11 protein-coding genes are annotated in these 15,014 nt (G+C 63.4%); all 11 read right to left on the bottom strand.

The window, feature by feature from the left end:
* Positions 1 to 4: 4 nt before the first annotated feature.
* The 11 genes from ACFC20_RS01355 to ACFC20_RS01305 all read right to left on the bottom strand — a co-directional run bounded on the left by ACFC20_RS01355 (position 5) and on the right by ACFC20_RS01305 (position 14,814).
* A complete protein-coding gene (locus tag ACFC20_RS01355) occupies positions 5 to 685 on the bottom strand; it encodes an ABC transporter ATP-binding protein (RefSeq protein WP_375183417.1) in 681 nt (226 codons plus the stop codon).
* Entirely contained in the window at positions 682 to 3,843 is a 3,162-nt protein-coding gene (locus tag ACFC20_RS01350) for an efflux RND transporter permease subunit (protein ID WP_375191440.1), read from the bottom strand. Before ACFC20_RS01350 ends, ACFC20_RS01355 begins: the two co-directional genes overlap by 4 nt.
* Complete coding sequence (locus ACFC20_RS01345) at positions 3,840 to 5,078, bottom strand: efflux RND transporter periplasmic adaptor subunit (protein WP_375183191.1); 1,239 nt, start codon at positions 5,076 to 5,078, stop codon at positions 3,840 to 3,842. Before ACFC20_RS01345 ends, ACFC20_RS01350 begins: the two co-directional genes overlap by 4 nt.
* Positions 5,079 to 5,520: 442 nt before the next feature.
* Positions 5,521 to 6,180: an energy-coupling factor ABC transporter permease gene (locus tag ACFC20_RS01340; protein WP_375183192.1), complete on the bottom strand. Its 660-nt coding sequence runs from the start codon at positions 6,178 to 6,180 to the stop codon at positions 5,521 to 5,523.
* 81 nt (positions 6,181 to 6,261) lie between these two features.
* Positions 6,262 to 7,995, bottom strand: a complete 1,734-nt coding sequence (locus ACFC20_RS01335; RefSeq protein ID WP_375191439.1) for a SulP family inorganic anion transporter — start codon at positions 7,993 to 7,995, stop codon at positions 6,262 to 6,264.
* Between the two features lie 8 nt (positions 7,996 to 8,003).
* Positions 8,004 to 8,870 (bottom strand): MBL fold metallo-hydrolase, encoded by an 867-nt coding sequence (locus tag ACFC20_RS01330; RefSeq protein ID WP_375191438.1) that lies wholly within the window; start codon positions 8,868 to 8,870, stop codon positions 8,004 to 8,006.
* Positions 8,871 to 8,961: 91 nt separating this feature from the next.
* Positions 8,962 to 10,440: a diguanylate cyclase gene (locus ACFC20_RS01325; RefSeq protein ID WP_375191437.1), complete on the bottom strand. Its 1,479-nt coding sequence runs from the start codon at positions 10,438 to 10,440 to the stop codon at positions 8,962 to 8,964.
* 122 nt (positions 10,441 to 10,562) lie between these two features.
* Positions 10,563 to 11,183, bottom strand: coding sequence for a tetratricopeptide repeat protein (locus ACFC20_RS01320; RefSeq protein WP_375191436.1), 621 nt, complete (start codon positions 11,181 to 11,183; stop codon positions 10,563 to 10,565).
* On the bottom strand, positions 11,180 to 11,962 hold the full coding sequence (locus tag ACFC20_RS01315; RefSeq protein WP_375191435.1) for an SDR family oxidoreductase: 783 nt from the start codon (positions 11,960 to 11,962) through the stop codon (positions 11,180 to 11,182). Before ACFC20_RS01315 ends, ACFC20_RS01320 begins: the two co-directional genes overlap by 4 nt.
* A complete protein-coding gene (locus tag ACFC20_RS01310; RefSeq protein WP_375191434.1) occupies positions 11,949 to 14,123 on the bottom strand; it encodes an AMP-binding protein in 2,175 nt (724 codons plus the stop codon). The genes ACFC20_RS01315 and ACFC20_RS01310 overlap by 14 nt, the downstream gene beginning before the upstream one ends.
* Positions 14,107 to 14,814, bottom strand: a complete 708-nt coding sequence (locus ACFC20_RS01305) for a thermostable hemolysin (RefSeq protein ID WP_375183295.1) — start codon at positions 14,812 to 14,814, stop codon at positions 14,107 to 14,109. The genes ACFC20_RS01310 and ACFC20_RS01305 overlap by 17 nt, the downstream gene beginning before the upstream one ends.
* Positions 14,815 to 15,014: the final 200 nt, after the last annotated feature.

Below are 15,014 nucleotides of genomic sequence, written 5' to 3'. Positions count from 1 at the left end.
AGATTCACCGGGCCTGGCGATGGCCAAGATCCAGGGTACGGTCACAGCGTTCGGCCAGCTCGGTATCGTGGGTGGCCAGAATCAGGCCACAACCATGGCGGGACTGGAGATTGAACAGAACCTCGGCAACCTCCTCGGCGGTGCGACGATCCAGGCTTCCCGTGGGCTCATCGGCGAGAATGAGGTCCGGCTGCATGGCGAACACCATGGCCAGGGCGGCCCTCTGGCGCTGGCCGCCGGACACCTGGTCCGGATAGCGATCGGCCAGTTCGCCAATACCCAGGCGCTCCAGCCAGTCCCGACAGGGCGTTTCGTCCCTGTTGGCCAGTCGCGAGCGCAGACGCACGTTATCAAGCAACGACAGCGCCGGCATCAGGTTGGTTTCCTGAAACACCACGCCCACACGGCGACGCCGGAGTTCTCCCCACAGGGTTTCAGCCCGCCCGTGGGGGTGCGATTGTGCTTCGAACGACTCGCCGAGTATGCGGAGGCTGCCGGCATCCGGCCACTCCAGACCACACAGCACATTGAGCAGGGTGCTCTTGCCCGAGCCCGAGCGGCCAATCAACGCCAGGGACTCGCCCCGGCCAAGGTCCAGCGACAGCCCGTCGAAAACAGTGACCGGCTCGTTGCCGCTTCTGAACTGCTTGCGCAGGCCCTGGGCCGAGATCAACAGATCACTCATTCCGATGCTCCCAGGGGCTCTGCGGTCGAGCCGTGGCGCTGCGCCCGCCACTCTCGGAACTGCTCGAGCCAGGAGAGCAGGGCCGGTATCACCACCAGCACCAGCAGGGTCGACAGCCCCAGCCCGAAGGCGATGGACGTTGCCATGGGAATCAGGAACTGGGCCTGCAGCGAGGTCTCGAACATCAGTGGCAGAAGGCCGCCAATGGTGGTCAGGGAGGTGAGCAGCACCGCGCGAACCCGCTGAACCGCTGCCTCATTGAGGGCATCGGTAATACCCAGACCCTTCTTCCGCTGCTGGTTGTAGAAAGCTACGAGGATAATCGCGTTATTGACCACAATGCCGGACAGCCCGAACAGGCCAAACAGCGACAGGATGGTCAGTTGCAGCCCCATCACCCAGTGGCCCAGTAACGCCCCCACCAGCGCAAACGGAATGATCGCCATCACGATCAACGGCAGGCTCCAGGAGGCGAAAACCCAGGCCAGTACCACGTACATCAGACCCAGCCCGATCACCAGGCCGGTCTGCATGTCGCCCAGGGTTTCCCTCTGGTCGGCCGCCCGGCCCTCGAAGCTGTATCGCACGTTGTAGCGGCTGGCGATGTCCGGCAGGGCTTCGGCCTGCAGGCTTTCCAGGATCTGGTCGGTAGTGCTCACCCGGGTGTTCAGGCCTGATGTCACTTCCACCGCCAGCTTGCCGTCGGCGTGGCGCAGGGCCTGGAAGCCCTGCCGGTGGTCCAGGTTCATCACCTGGGTCAGTGGCACGAAACGGCCATCCGGCACCCGGACGGTCACCCTCGACAGTGTGGAAAGCCGTTCACGCTGATCCTTCGGCAACTGTACCCGCACCTCGATTTCATCCCGACCGTCCTGGTAGATCTGGGCAATCCGGCCGTCAAACGCCGCCCGCAGTTGTCGCCCGAGATCCGCCGTGGTCAGCCCCAGGGCCTGGCCGTGGGCGCTTACCTGGTAAATCAGCTGCTCACGGCCCCAGGGCATGTCGTCCTCAACATCCAGCACTCCGGGTAAGGTCGACAGCGCCTGGCTGAGCTCGTCCGCCGCCCGCTTGAGCTGTTCGGCGTCCTCCCCGGTCAGGCGCACGTTCACATCACGGCCCGGCGGCCCGGCCTGGCGCTCGGAAATGGTCAGGTTATCCAGACCCGCCGGCAACGCCAGGCGTTCGCGCCACTCGGTGATGAACTCCGGGTTGCGCACCGAGCGCCGATCGGACGGTACCAGCTCAATCATCATGGATCCCAGCTCATCACCGCTTCGTGAGCTGCCCTCGGCACCCTGGGTGGCGCCCACGGTGGTAACCGCATGCAGGATGAAATCGCCACCCAGGGCCTGCTCGGTCTCGTTCAGCGTTCGCTGCATCTGATGCAGAAAATCCTCCACGGTGCCCCGGTCGGTGCCGGCCACAAAACTGGCGTTGGCATAGAACACCGAAGGCTCCGGCGTGGGGAAGAAATTGAACCCGAGCCGGCCACCGGCCAGGAGGCCTACCGTGACGATGGCCAGTGCCACGGCACCGGCCACGGTCGCGCCCCGGTGCTGCAGACTGTACCGGGAGAATCGCCGGAACGGCCCCTCACGGAAATGGTCGAAACGCTGTTCAAAGCCCTGGCGGAAACGCTCCACCCGACCGGGCCGGGCGGGCTCGGCAACGGCACATCGGCTTTTCCGGCGAGGTACGAAGGCATGGCGCAAGTGGGCGGGCAGCACGATAAAGCACTCCAGCAGGGAGGCCACCAGCACGCAGATCATCACCAGGGGAATGTCCCCGAGGATATTGCCAATCACGCCCCCCACCACCAGCAACGGCATGAAGGCAGCAACCGTGGTCAGGGACGACGCCAGTACCGGCCACACCATACGTTTGGCGGCGCCCTCGGAGGCGTATATGGATTCCTCACCCATGCGGGCATGGGCGTCGGCGTCCTCGCCCACCACGATGGCATCGTCGACAATCACCCCCAGGGCCATGATCAGGGCAAACAGGGAGATCATGTTGATGGAGCCACCGATCAGCCAGAGCACCGCCATCGCCGCCAGGAAAGCAGTGGGAATGCCCACCGCCACCCACAGTGCCACCCGCCCGGGCAGGAACAGGTACAGCAGGCAGATCACCAGCACCAGGCCGCCCAGGCCGTTGTTCACCAGCAGCGAAATCCGGTCGTCCAGCAGTTGCCAGGTTTCGTCGTACACCTCCAGTTGCACGGTCGGCGGCAGGGCCGGGCGGGTGTCCGCCAGCCAGCGCTCCAGTATCCGCGCGGCGGCCAGGGAATTGCCGTTCTCCGCCCGCTGCAGCTGCAATTCCACCGCCGGCTGACCGTCCTTTTCCAGGGTCACCTGGCTCTCACGGGCCTGCTGCCGAATGATGGCAACGTCACCCAGGTTGAGCTGAATGCGCTCACCACTGAGCACGGGAATGTTCTCGAACGCCTGGGGACTGCGCCGCTGCTCCACCGCCCGCAGTTCGCGGGTGGCGTCCTGCTGGGCCATCATGCCGGCGGGCAGATCCCGGGAAATGGCCGCCACCCGCTCTGCAATCTGCTCCAGGGACAACCCGAGGGTCTCAAGGCGCTCCACCGGCACGTCAATACTGATCTGCTGTTCAGGCAGCCCCCGGATGGACACCCGGTCTATGCCCCGCTGCAGCAGCTCGTCTTCGAACCGGTACGCCAGTTGCCGCAGCTCATCCCGCGCCACCGGGCCCGACACCAGCAGGCGCGCCACTGGCTCGTAGCGCTCCACCCGGGTTACCTGGGGTTCTTCCGCCTCCGCCGGGAAATTGGTGAACTCGTCCACCTGCTGCTGCACATCGTCCAGAGCCTGGATCGGATTGGTGCCCTCCTCGAATTCCAGAGTGATGGACGACACCCCCTGGGCGGAGGTGGACGTCATCTTCTTCAGGCCATCAATGCTCCGCAGCCGCTGCTCCAGCGGGTTGGTGATGCCCTGTTCGATGTCCTCGGCAGAGGCGCCACTCCACACCACCCGAACGCTGACAATATCCAGGGCAAAGGTGGGGAAAAACTGAATATTCATCCGGGTCAGCGCCAGCACACCGCCCAGCAGCATCACCAGCATCACCAGGTTGGCCGCAACCCGATGATGGACGAAGAAGCCGATCACGCCCTTGTTGCGTCTCATTGGGCCGGGGCCTCCGTGCCGGCCGCATCCACCTTGAGACCGGTGAGCGCATTGGGCAGATGAGTGGTGATCAACCGGGCGCCGGAGACCAGGGCATCACCCGACACCAGCAGGCGTCGCTCACCGTCATCGGCCCGGGCTTCGCCAATCCGGTTCACGCTGACCTGCCGCATGCGGCCTTCATCCGTCATCAGGTACACCCGATCCGCGCCGTACAGGGCACTGAACGGAATGGCCACGGTCTGTTCCCTGGGCGCGCGCTCCAGGGTTACCGGCAGCAGGCCACCTGGCCGCAGCCCGCCCGGATCGCCCGACAGCCGCAATATGGCCTCGGTACCCGAGGCATCGCTGGTGCCGGCAAAACGCACCAGGCGGAAGCTGTGCTGGCCGTCAGCGCTGGTGGCGGTCAGGGTCTCGCCTCGGGCCAGGGAGTCGAGCAGTTCGGCCCGGAACATGTCGGGCACACGGGCCCGGAGTTCAAGGCCCCGGGCAGGGTACAGCGACAGCACCACCTGGTTACGGCTGACCTGGTCGCCTTCGGCTACCCGGATATCGGTCACCACGCCGTCAAAGGGCGCCACCATGCGTGCTCGTTCGGCGTCCCGCTCGGTGTTGGCCAGGCTGGCCTGCGCCTGGGCCAGCTTTGATTCCAGGCTTTGCAGCCGCGACGGGTGTTCATCAATCGAGCGTTGCCGGGCGCTGACCGTCAGTTCTGCCCGGGCGGCCGCATCGTTCGCCGCCTCCAGGGCTTCACGTGAGGCCAGGTTGCGTTCCACCAGCGATCGCGTGCGTTCAAGCTGTCGCCGGGCATTCTCGAGAATGGTTTTTTCGCTCGCCAGGGCCGCCTGGTCGTTGCGGTAACGCACCTGCTCGGACCGGATCTGCGCTTCCAGATCCCGGACCTGAGCCCGGACCTGGGCGAGGGCCGGCTCAATGTCGGCCTCAGACAGCGCCACCAGCAGATCCCCGGCGTTCACCCGCTCACCCTCGGTCACCGGCCGAGCACCGATCCGGCCCGGCAATGTGGCGGTCACGGTAACCTGTTCCGGTGCCACCAGTTCACCGTATAGCGGAAGTACGGGAGTATGGGTACCAGGCTCCAGGGTCTGAACCTGAACGCGCCAGCTTCGCTCGGTGGCGGTTACTTCGGCGGGTTCCGGGCGGGTCATTTTCAGGAACGCAAATCCGGCAATGCCGATGGCAATGATCAGGGCGGGTATCAATCGTTTCAGCATAGGGTCCGGGCCAACCAGAGATTAAAGCGCCGTTCAGGCGGTCAAATTCCGACTACTATACAATCAACAGAATTTCAGACTCAGCTCCGATTTCTGTCATCACAGGGAACCATAGAGCAGCGGAACACCTCCTGCACACCCTGAATGCCATTAGTTCGGCCAGTAACGCACTTCGATAGAGGAACAACGAGAGAGCCAACAAAAGTCTGATGGTCGAAAAAAGCCCCGAATGGAGGAGTGGGGTCCACCCGGGGCAGAATGTCACCCGCTGGCTGTGGGACGCGGGTAACCGCCATGCACTTAAACTCTGGCAGCGAGCGCGGCACGCAGGGTCCGGCCAGAGTCACCGAGGAATACGACTCCCGCCAGAAACGGATCACCCGGAGCTGCAACACTCGCCCATCAGGGACGGGCTCTCGTGAGCGGTGAGACAAACCTGAGGTTAACGGTACCTACGCTGGTCGAGGGTAGTGAGGCGGTCCGGATGGAACACCATCAGGCCGGTGACGAAGGTGCCGTTCACAAAGCCTTCGGGAATCATGAACAATGGCAGGTAGCGGAGGTATTCGTGCACCAGCTCGTCGAAGGTGTAGACCCCGCTGCTCCAGAGCATCAGGCACATGACGATGCCGGCCGCGGCTACCGCAAGACCCGCCCCGAAAAAGCCGCAGAAGAAAATATAGGCGAAAAAATTCCGGAAATTGCGACGCCGCTCCCAGAGCATGATGCCGTGGCTCACAATGGCCGGCACCATAACCGTGATCAGGCCATTGGCGGCAAACATGACCAGGGGTTCACGACCGGTGATCACGGTAATCACCAGCGCCAGCAGCCCGGCCATGACCGCCAGTGCCCAGCCCAGCATGAGCGTGATCACGGTGATGCCGAACACATGAATGGCCAGGCCCGGTGAGAGGCCCGCCCGCAGTTGCCAGACAAACCCCAGCACAACCGCCGCGCCAAAGAACGAATGCTGCAGTGCGTTGTCCCGCCGGAAACCCTGCCAGTCGATGGTCCGGGCCGCACGAACCAGAATGGCCAGGAAAATCAACAGGGTGAGAATCCACTGGCTGGTGGATAACAGGTTTTCGGTCATGCCCATAGGGAATCTACCGGAGCGATCGCGTCAAGGTGTCCATCATATAGGCTTGCCCCACCCCGGGCGCAAGCCGGCTTTGTAAGCCTAGGCGGGTTGGCCGTCGAGTCGGCTCCGGTCGGTCAGGCGCTGCCAGGCTTCGTAAGTGCTCAGGAACACCTGGCCGCCCAGGTGCGACAGCAGTTCGGTGCCCTGCAGGCGGTCCATCACCGGCCCTTTCACCTCAGAGAGGTGGAGCCGAACGCCCGCGTCTTTCATACGTTCGTTGATGGCTTCCAGGCTTTCCAGGGCGGAAGCATCCACCAGATTCACCGCCGGGCACACCAGTACCAGATCCCGCAGTTCCGGCTGCCGGGTCACCAGATCCATCACCGTTTCTTCCAGGAACCGGGCGTTGGCAAAGTAAAGGCTCTCGTCCACCCGCAGGAAAGTCACCCGGGGGCACAGCTCCACCTGGTGTCGAAGCACATTGCGGAAGTGCTCGGTGCCCGGAACGCGACCCACCACGGCACTGTGGGGCCGGCTGGTGCGGTACAGGAACAGCCCGATCGACAGCGCCACCCCGGCAACGATGCCCGCTTCCACGCTGTGCACCAGGGTCAGCACGATGGTGGCGAGCATGGCACCGAAATCCGGCCGGGAATAGCGCCAGGTGCGCCCCAACGCGGGCAGGTCAATCAAGGTGGACACCGCCACAATGATGGTGGCCGCCAGAGTGGCCTGGGGCAGATAGGCGATGGCCGGCGTCAGGTACAGCGTGGCCAGGGCAATACCCACGGCGGCATAGGCGCCGGCCGCAGGTGTTTCTGCACCCGCATCGAAGTTCACCACCGACCTGGAAAATCCACCGGTTACCGGCAGCCCGCCGGACAGGCCGGCGCTCAGGTTGGCTGTACCCAGGCCGATCAGCTCCTGGTCCGGGTCAATGGTCTGGCGGCGCTTGGCCGCGAGGGTCTGCCCCACCGACACCGATTCCACAAATCCGACAACGCCGATCAGCAGGGCGCTGACTGCCAGCTGCTGCCACAGCCCCGGGTCCAGGCTTGGCAGGGTCAGCTCCGGCAACCCCCGGGGCACCTCGCCCACCAGCCTCACGCCGGCGCTTTCCAGGTTCAGCTGCCAGGCTAGCAGGGTGGTGACTACCACCGCCACAATGGGGGCGGTCCGGCTCAGGATATCCGCCACCCTGGGCAACAAACCGAGGGTCACCAGCAAGGGTTTGAGGCCCTTACGAGCGAAGACGAGGAACACCAGGGTTCCGCCGCCCAGCAGCAGGGTAACGCCATTGAACTGGCTGATCGTAAGCCACAGGGACCGGCCAATCTCCAGCAGATTATGGCCGGAGGCCTGAACGCCAAACAGGTGCTTGAGCTGACTGGCGGCGATCACCAGTCCGGACGCGGTGATAAAGCCGGAAATCACCGGATGGCTGAGAAAGTTGGCCAGAAAGCCTAGCCGCAGGACGCCCATCATCGTGAGCATCAGCCCTGACATCACCGCCAGCAATACCGCACCGGCAAGGTATTCCGGGCTGCCCACCTCCGCCAGCGGCGCCAGGGCGGCTGCGGTCATCAGCGAGGCCACCGCCACCGGGCCCACAGACAGCGTACGGCTGGTGCCAAAGACCGCGTACACCATCAGCGGCAGGATGCTCGCGTACAGCCCCACGTAGGCCGGCAGCCCCGCCAGCAGGGCGTAGGCAAGCGACTGAGGAATGAGCATCACGGTCACGATGATCGCGGCCACCAGATCGCTGGTGGCCTGGTCCCGGCCATACCCCGGCGCCCACTGCAGAATGGGCAGGTAACGTTTGAGGCCCATGGTCGGTGTCAGAACCGGTTGATCGGCACTTTCAGGTACACCTGGCCGTTACTCTCCGCCGACGGCATGTGCCCTGCACGCATGTTGACCTGGACCGAGGGAATGATCAGGCGCGGCATGCCCAGGGTGGCGTCGCGCTCGGTGCGCATCTTCACAAACGCATCCTCGGAGATGCCCTCGTGCACGTGGACATTGCCCCGCCGCTGCTCGGCCACGGTGGTCATGCACTGGTATTCCTCACGGTCCGGGCCCTTGTAGTCGTGACAGAGGAACAGGCGGGTTTCCGGCGGCAGCGCCAGCACTTTGCCAATGGACCGGTACAGGGTTCGGGCATCGCCGCCGGGGAAGTCGCAGCGTGCGGTCCCGTAATCGGGCATGAACAGGGTGTCGCCCACAAAGGCGGCGTCACCGATCACGTAGGTGAGACAGGCCGGGGTGTGTCCTGGGGTATGCAGCACACGCGCGGTCAGGCCACCAATGTTGAAGCTGTCACCCTCCTCGAACAGCCGGTCAAACTGGCTGCCATCGCGCTGGAACTCGGTACCTGCATTGAAAGCCTTGCCAAAGATTTCCTGAACATCTCGGATATGGGCACCAATGCCGGTTCTACCGCCCAGTTGCTCATGCAGGTAAGGCGCCGCCGACAGGTGATCGGCATGGACGTGGGTTTCCAGAATCCACTCGACCTTCAGGTTGTTGCGTTGAACAAACTCGATGATGGCATCGGCCGAGCGCACGTCGGTGCGACCGGCGGCGTAATCGAAGTCCAGCACGGAATCGAGGATGGCGCAGGAGTGACTGTCCGGATCGCGCACCACGTAGCTGAAGGTGTTGGTCGGTTCATCAAAGAACGGCTGCACGGTGGGATTGCTCATGACGTTCACCTCTCTGAATCTGTCGCAAAGCCAGAATTACTTTTGATCTAAGGATATATCATTAAGTAATATGAGGTGAAATCATCTTTTTTCATATGCGCACTGTCCCTGATGCATCCACCAGGCAGTTCCGACCGCTCTCCTTGGCCAGGTAGAGCCGATGGTCCGCCAGGCCTATCAGCGCCTCCGGAGTGGCCGGCGTGGCCGTAAACTCATCAATGCCGGCAACGCCGGCGCTGAGCGTTACCGGCACAGGCCGGCGTTCAAACACGAACTGCTCATCACGTACCGATTGCAGAATCCGCATTACCAGCTGCGGCACGTCGGTCTGTTCCAGGGCATTGAACACCACCAGGAACTCTTCCCCGCCAAAGCGCGCAATCACGTCCATGGTGCGGGTCTGGCTGGTCAGGATCGCCGCGATTCTCTGTAGTATGTAGTCGCCCCCCAGGTGGCCGATGGAGTCGTTGATTTCCTTGAAGTGGTCAACATCGAACATCGCCAGGGCAAACTTCTCGCCCCGACGGTTGCTGCGCCCCAGGAGCTCCTCAAGGCGGGGCATCAGGTAGCGGCGATTATGCAGGCCCGTCAGCGGATCACGGATGGACTGGTTGAGCAATTCCTCTTCCAGTCGGTGCCTTTCCAGGGCGCCGGACAACAGGCCCGAAACAATGATCAGCAAGTCTGCCTGATCCCGCCGCCAGGATCGTCGCCGCAGGGAATCCACACCAAAAAAGCCGATGACCCGGCCCCGCACCCGAATGGGCACCGAAAACATGGACGATACGCCCTGCGCCTGCAGCAAGGCGCGCTCGGAGGCGGCTTCCGGTGGTAACCGGTCGACGTCTTCGATAAACACCACCCGGTTATCGCTCACCATCGCTTCGATTTGGTCCTGCCACCAGTGAAAGTGCTCTATCGTTACGTCCTTTTGACTGTCTTTCAGGGCGGGCACGCCTGCACGGCACCACTCATGGGTGTTGGTCATCCGCTGGTAATCGTCAGAAAATTCGTACAAATAGGCACGATCCACATCAAAAAACTCGCCAATGGTTCGCAACAGCTCATCAAGGCACTGGTCTATGTTGCCAAACCCGAGGTTGATGAATTCGGTGGAGAGCCGGGCGATCAGCCTCTGAAATCCAGCCTGGAACGAGAATTCGGCCTCGCTTTCACGCAGACTTTGTTCCAGAACTTTGTAGGGCTGGATGTTGTGGAACTGGCCATACCACAGGGTGCTTCCATCGGTCTGGCGCTCCGGAACCGAATGTGCCTCGAACCACTGATACTGCCCGTCGGCGAGCCTCAGTCGCGCACGGTAGCGCCAGGGCTCCAGCGTAGCGGCGGATTGCCGGATGCTTTCGATGATGGCACCGGTGTCCTCGGGATGGATCATTGAGAAGATGGCATCGGCATTGGCGTTGAGCGCGGCGGGAGCAACGCCAAACAGGGTCTGTACCTGGTTGCTGACGAAGGGGTACCGGTGGGACTGACCATCGGCACTCAGCCAATAGGTGAACAGGACGCCCGGGACGCCAGAAGCCAGTTTCTGGAAAAAATGGGCAGGCATCTCGCTTGCCTGCCCATCGTCAGACCTGCTCACCATGGACTACGTTTCCCTCTCCCGACGTGTTCAACCCCACAACAGAGAGTGTAGCTCACGCGGACAAACCAGGAACGGACGCGGGTCCTTTACAGGCTTTCCAGGCGCTGCCTGGCTTCGGCACGACGGCCGGCGTCGGCGACCTCCCTTCCGGGCCGTCCCGGGGCGTCGAGTACTTTCTGCAGATAGACGCGGGCCCGTTCCGGCTCACCCTGATCGAGCAGGAAGTCACCGAAAAAGAAATTCGCATCCAGACCCTCAGGATTGATCGCGAGGGCTTTCTGAAGGTACTGCCGGGCCTTGTCGTCGTCTCCGAATCCCAGCGGCCAGCCTGGCACCTGGTAATACAGGCTGCCCAGCGAGGTATAGGCAGAGCCATCCAGCGCCTCGCCGTTAATGGCCAGCGCTGCCTCCAGCGACTTGCGGGCATCCTTGACCAGACCCAGGGCGCCGAGACCGCCCTTGGCACCGGCATAGGTGCTGAGCACGATGCCCTGCCAGATCAGGGGTTCGGCGCGATCGGGATAATGCGCCACAAAGTCTTCTGCCTCGCCGGCCAGGGCCTCGAAGGCCTTTTCCTTCTGGTCGTCAGGCATCTGATACTGGATCTCCGCCCAGCGATGCTGGATGGCGGAAAGCTCGGTTTCAAGATCCGCGGACCAGACCGGCTGGGCGAGCAGGACAAGAAAAGCCAATAGCACAGGTTTCATGACAGAGCCCTCGAATCCAGGAATCGCCGGATCACCGGCAGCTGTTTGAGCATCGCCTTGTCGACTATTCGGGGCAGGATGCCGTTGATCACCACGAACAGACGCTCCGGCCAGCCCAGGAACCGGCGCCGCTGGTCCGTCTCCATGGCCCGGAGTATCTCCGAGGCCACCTTTTCCGGTGGATCCATGGTGTTGCCCAGCGCCTGGTTGAGCTGGTTCACCGCTTCGGGATTCATCGCCGTGGCGGTTGCCCGTGGGGCCACATACACCACCTGCACCGGCGTATCTGCCAGCTCCCGCCGCAGCGACTCGGTAAAGCCTCGCAGCCCGAACTTGCTGGCGCAGTAGGCGGTGTAGCCGGGAAAGCCGATACTGCCGAACGTGGATCCCACGAACACCAGCGCGCCCTGGCCGGCTTTCTCGAACCGAGGCGCGAAGTGCCGTGCCACCAGCAGCGCCGAACGCAGGTTAACCATCAACTGGGCATCGAGCTCGGCCACCGGCATCTTGCCAAGGCTGGCAAACCGGTTCTGGCCGGCGCAGTGAATCACGCCGTCGATGTCGGGGTAGGCCTCGTTCAGGCGCATCAGCTGTTGGTCGAGATCCGCCGATGCCAGGTCCAGATACACCGGGGACACCCCTTCCCGGTGTTCCAGGCGCTCCGGGTGCCGTGAGGCCACGATGACCCGGGCGCCTGCGCCTACCAGGGGCGCGATCAGGGCCTTGCCGATACCACCGGAGCCGCCCAGCAGCAGAAACACCCGATCATGCAACCGCATGGCTTTGCTCCTTGCGCCTGGTCGGCAGCGGAATGCTGTGCAGCATATCGCCGTACAGGCGGTAAACCATGCGCGCGGCCTCAACAATGGCCTGCTGATCGTCCGGATCGGTGATGCTGTTCATCAGGTTACGGAAGAACTCGAAATGCTCCTGGTCCAGGGCACCGTGGGAATACAGGTAGCTGAAGGCCTGGTTGGGCAGCTTCAGCTGCTTCTGGATCTCCTCGCCCAGCGGCGTGGCCAGTTCGATGGAGGTGCCCTCAAGCACCTGGACCATGCCGAAAAAGGCCGCGGGGTTGCCTCGGTTGATCCGGTCGTACAGGTAGGCCACCATCAGTTCGATGGAGATGTCCGGTGAGCCGTGTCGAATGGCTTCCTTGTCCTCACCGCAGGCGGCAAGATCGTTCAGGATCCACTCATGATGGCCGTACTCCTCCTCGATATATTCCACCAGTGCCTTGCGCACGAATTCCAGGCGCTCGGGCAAACGGCCGCCACAGGCCATCATCAGCGGAACCGTGTGTTTGACATGGTGGTAAGCCTGAGTCAGGAACCAGGTGTAGCCATCAAGATCAAAACGACCCTCGCGAATGGCGGCAATGACGGGTGCACCGGTGACGTGGGCGCGGGCCTCGGCAGTCTCGGACTGCAGTCGATCGAAAAATGCCATGAAAGATCCTCCTGGCGGGTGTGAAGAATGGTCAGGGTCAATAGTGAGTGAGCAAGCGCCGGCGACGAGTGTCGGCAGGTCCGCCTGGATGCGCTGTCGCATGGGGCGCCCGTTGGCGGTCAGGTAGCCATCGGCATGGGTAAGTGGCTGGCGCCGGACATGCACCCGGGCGAGCCGGGCGTAATCCGGCAGGCGTTCATTGAGGGACGCAAGCTGCTCCCCCAGAGCGTCTGACGAGCGATCATCCTGCACCACCAGCAAGGCCGAGGGATGCGGGTCGCCGTCGCCATACACCACGGCCTGACGCGCGCCCAGGGCCTGAATCAGCTCACTCTCCAGCCACTCGGGGCTGATGTTACGACCAAAGCTGGTGATCAGCAGGTTCTTGGCGCGGCCGTTGACCGACAGGAACCCGTCGGAAAGACTGGCGCCGAGATCTCCGGTATCCAGCCACCCATCCTCGACAGCGCGGTCGCCCAGATAGCCCAGGTGGGTGTTACCGGCAACCCGGATGTGGCCGCGGTCATCCACCCGAACGCGCACGTGGCCCAGCGGCTGGCCGACGGAGCCCTCGCGCTCGGCGCCGGGCACGTTCAGGGCCACCACGGAACCGCACTCCGACAGGCCGTAGCCTTCGTAAAGCGGAAGCCCGACGGCGCGCCCCCTGGCCAGCAAATCGGCAGACACCCGTCCGCCGCCCACCGCCAGGAACCGGAAGCCATCACCGCTCAGTTGCTGCTGCTCGGCCGCGGCCACCAGGGCCTGCGCCAGTTCCGGAACCAGTATCAGCGAGTGGGGCCGATGGTGATGAATCGCCTCTACCAGCCATTTGACGTCCAGGCCGCTGCTGCCCGTCATACCCAGGCTGTGCAGGGGTGCCACGGTGACCGTGCCGCCCATCAACAGGGGCAGATAAACACCGGCGATGTTCTCCAGCAGGGTGGCCAGGGGCAGAATGCACAGGTGATGCTCCAGGGATACACCGGCCAAACGCTCTTTCAGGGCCAGGGTGGTCGCGGTCATCTGGGCGATGGACAGGCACACACCCTTGGGGGTGCCCGTGCTGCCCGAGGTGAAGGTGATTTTCGCCGTCTGCTCGTGCATCCATGCCTCGCCGTGGGCTTCGGGCAATCGCGTCAACCAGACGCCATGCCCCAGGTGTTCGCCGCCGTCTGACGCCTCCGCCGACAGCAGGCAATCCAGGCCCGCGCGCTCAGTCAGGTGAGCGGTTTGCGAGGGGGAGAAAAACACCGGTACCGGCACACACACCACCTCGGCCAGCAGGCATGCCAGATCGGCCAGAACCCAGGCCATGGAGTTGTCGCCACACAGCCCGGCCCGGCGTACACCCGAAAGGGTCAGTTGATCGGCCAGGGCCTGCGCCGCCTGCATCATCTGGGCGTAGGTAAAGGCAGCCTCCGGCCCCTGCAAAGCCGTTCGCGACGGATGCATGCCGGCCTGGAGTGCCAGCATGTCAGGCAATGTGGCCATAGGAACCTCCGGCTGCGGTGCCGTCTGAACAATCGGCATCGACGGATTGAATCAGCCGCAGAAGACCTGCGCTGCGAAGGGCGGACATCCCATCCGCCACCCGAATGGCCATGACCACCGGGTGATGATCGTAATAGTGGCCCCAGCCGGCACCGCCATCGGGCAAGCGGGCCGGATCGGCGTCACCCAGGACGTTTGTCGCAATACCGAGCCGGTGAAAGCTGTTGCGCAACTGGTCGGTGCCGGTACAGACCACCCAGTCGTATCCGGCACCATCGAGCCACACCGACAGCGACGCAAACAGGAACCGGCTGACGCCGGCTTCCACACCGGCCAGATGAGCAATCTCGGCAATCCGGTGACGCTCAACGCCCGGCTCCGGCAGCACCGATTCCACCGGCACCGACAGATAGTCCTCCAGAAACAGTCTCTCCAGCGCGGCATTGCGTACCCCCACGGCGGCCAGCAGGCTGCCCTGGGCAGTGGTCAGCGCCAGCAGGGCCGGTATCCGCAGGGTGGGCTCGGCACCGTAGGCATGGAGGAAGCGACGGCGGATGAAACCCGCGACGGTTCCGGCCATGGCGGTCTCGGGACGGATTTCGTTAAACCAGCGACCGGCACAACGGAAGACCGGAACCACCTCCCCGGAATCCGGGGGACAATACGTGGACATCATCAGCGGGTCTGTCATCTGGGCTCTCCTGGTTTGCGCCTCGCCAGCACTCTCATCTTGGAAGCCAGATTAGGAAGGAAGCCTTAAAGCAGCCTTAACACCCTGCCCCTGAAACCTTAAGCCGCCCTTAAGGTTTTGCCACTGAGACCGTTAAGGCTCGCTTAAGAATGACTGCGTAGAGTGCCTCGCCATGGAGAGTGCCCGGCGATGGAGAGTGC

It is taken from the genome of Marinobacter sp. (assembly GCF_041984545.1).
In the GTDB taxonomy this organism is placed as follows: domain Bacteria; phylum Pseudomonadota; class Gammaproteobacteria; order Pseudomonadales; family Oleiphilaceae; genus Marinobacter.
The sequence above is the reverse complement of the archived record's forward strand: the minus strand, read 5'-3'. Positions and strand labels throughout refer to the sequence as shown.

Bases quoted from the DNA above. Each gene is read 5' to 3' on its own strand.
- ACFC20_RS01355 (WP_375183417.1), bottom strand. From the start codon at position 685: ATGAGTGATCTGTTGATCTCGGCCCAGGGCCTGCGCAAGCAGTTCAGA.
- ACFC20_RS01350 (WP_375191440.1), bottom strand. From the start codon at position 3,843: ATGAGACGCAACAAGGGCGTGATCGGCTTCTTCGTCCATCATCGGGTT.
- ACFC20_RS01345 (WP_375183191.1), bottom strand. From the start codon at position 5,078: ATGCTGAAACGATTGATACCCGCCCTGATCATTGCCATCGGCATTGCC.
- ACFC20_RS01340 (WP_375183192.1), bottom strand. From the start codon at position 6,180: ATGGGCATGACCGAAAACCTGTTATCCACCAGCCAGTGGATTCTCACC.
- ACFC20_RS01335 (WP_375191439.1), bottom strand. From the start codon at position 7,995: ATGGGCCTCAAACGTTACCTGCCCATTCTGCAGTGGGCGCCGGGGTAT.
- ACFC20_RS01330 (WP_375191438.1), bottom strand. From the start codon at position 8,870: ATGAGCAATCCCACCGTGCAGCCGTTCTTTGATGAACCGACCAACACC.
- ACFC20_RS01325 (WP_375191437.1), bottom strand. From the start codon at position 10,440: ATGCCTGCCCATTTTTTCCAGAAACTGGCTTCTGGCGTCCCGGGCGTC.
- ACFC20_RS01320 (WP_375191436.1), bottom strand. From the start codon at position 11,183: ATGAAACCTGTGCTATTGGCTTTTCTTGTCCTGCTCGCCCAGCCGGTC.
- ACFC20_RS01315 (WP_375191435.1), bottom strand. From the start codon at position 11,962: ATGCGGTTGCATGATCGGGTGTTTCTGCTGCTGGGCGGCTCCGGTGGT.
- ACFC20_RS01310 (WP_375191434.1), bottom strand. From the start codon at position 14,123: ATGGCCACATTGCCTGACATGCTGGCACTCCAGGCCGGCATGCATCCG.
- ACFC20_RS01305 (WP_375183295.1), bottom strand. From the start codon at position 14,814: ATGACAGACCCGCTGATGATGTCCACGTATTGTCCCCCGGATTCCGGG.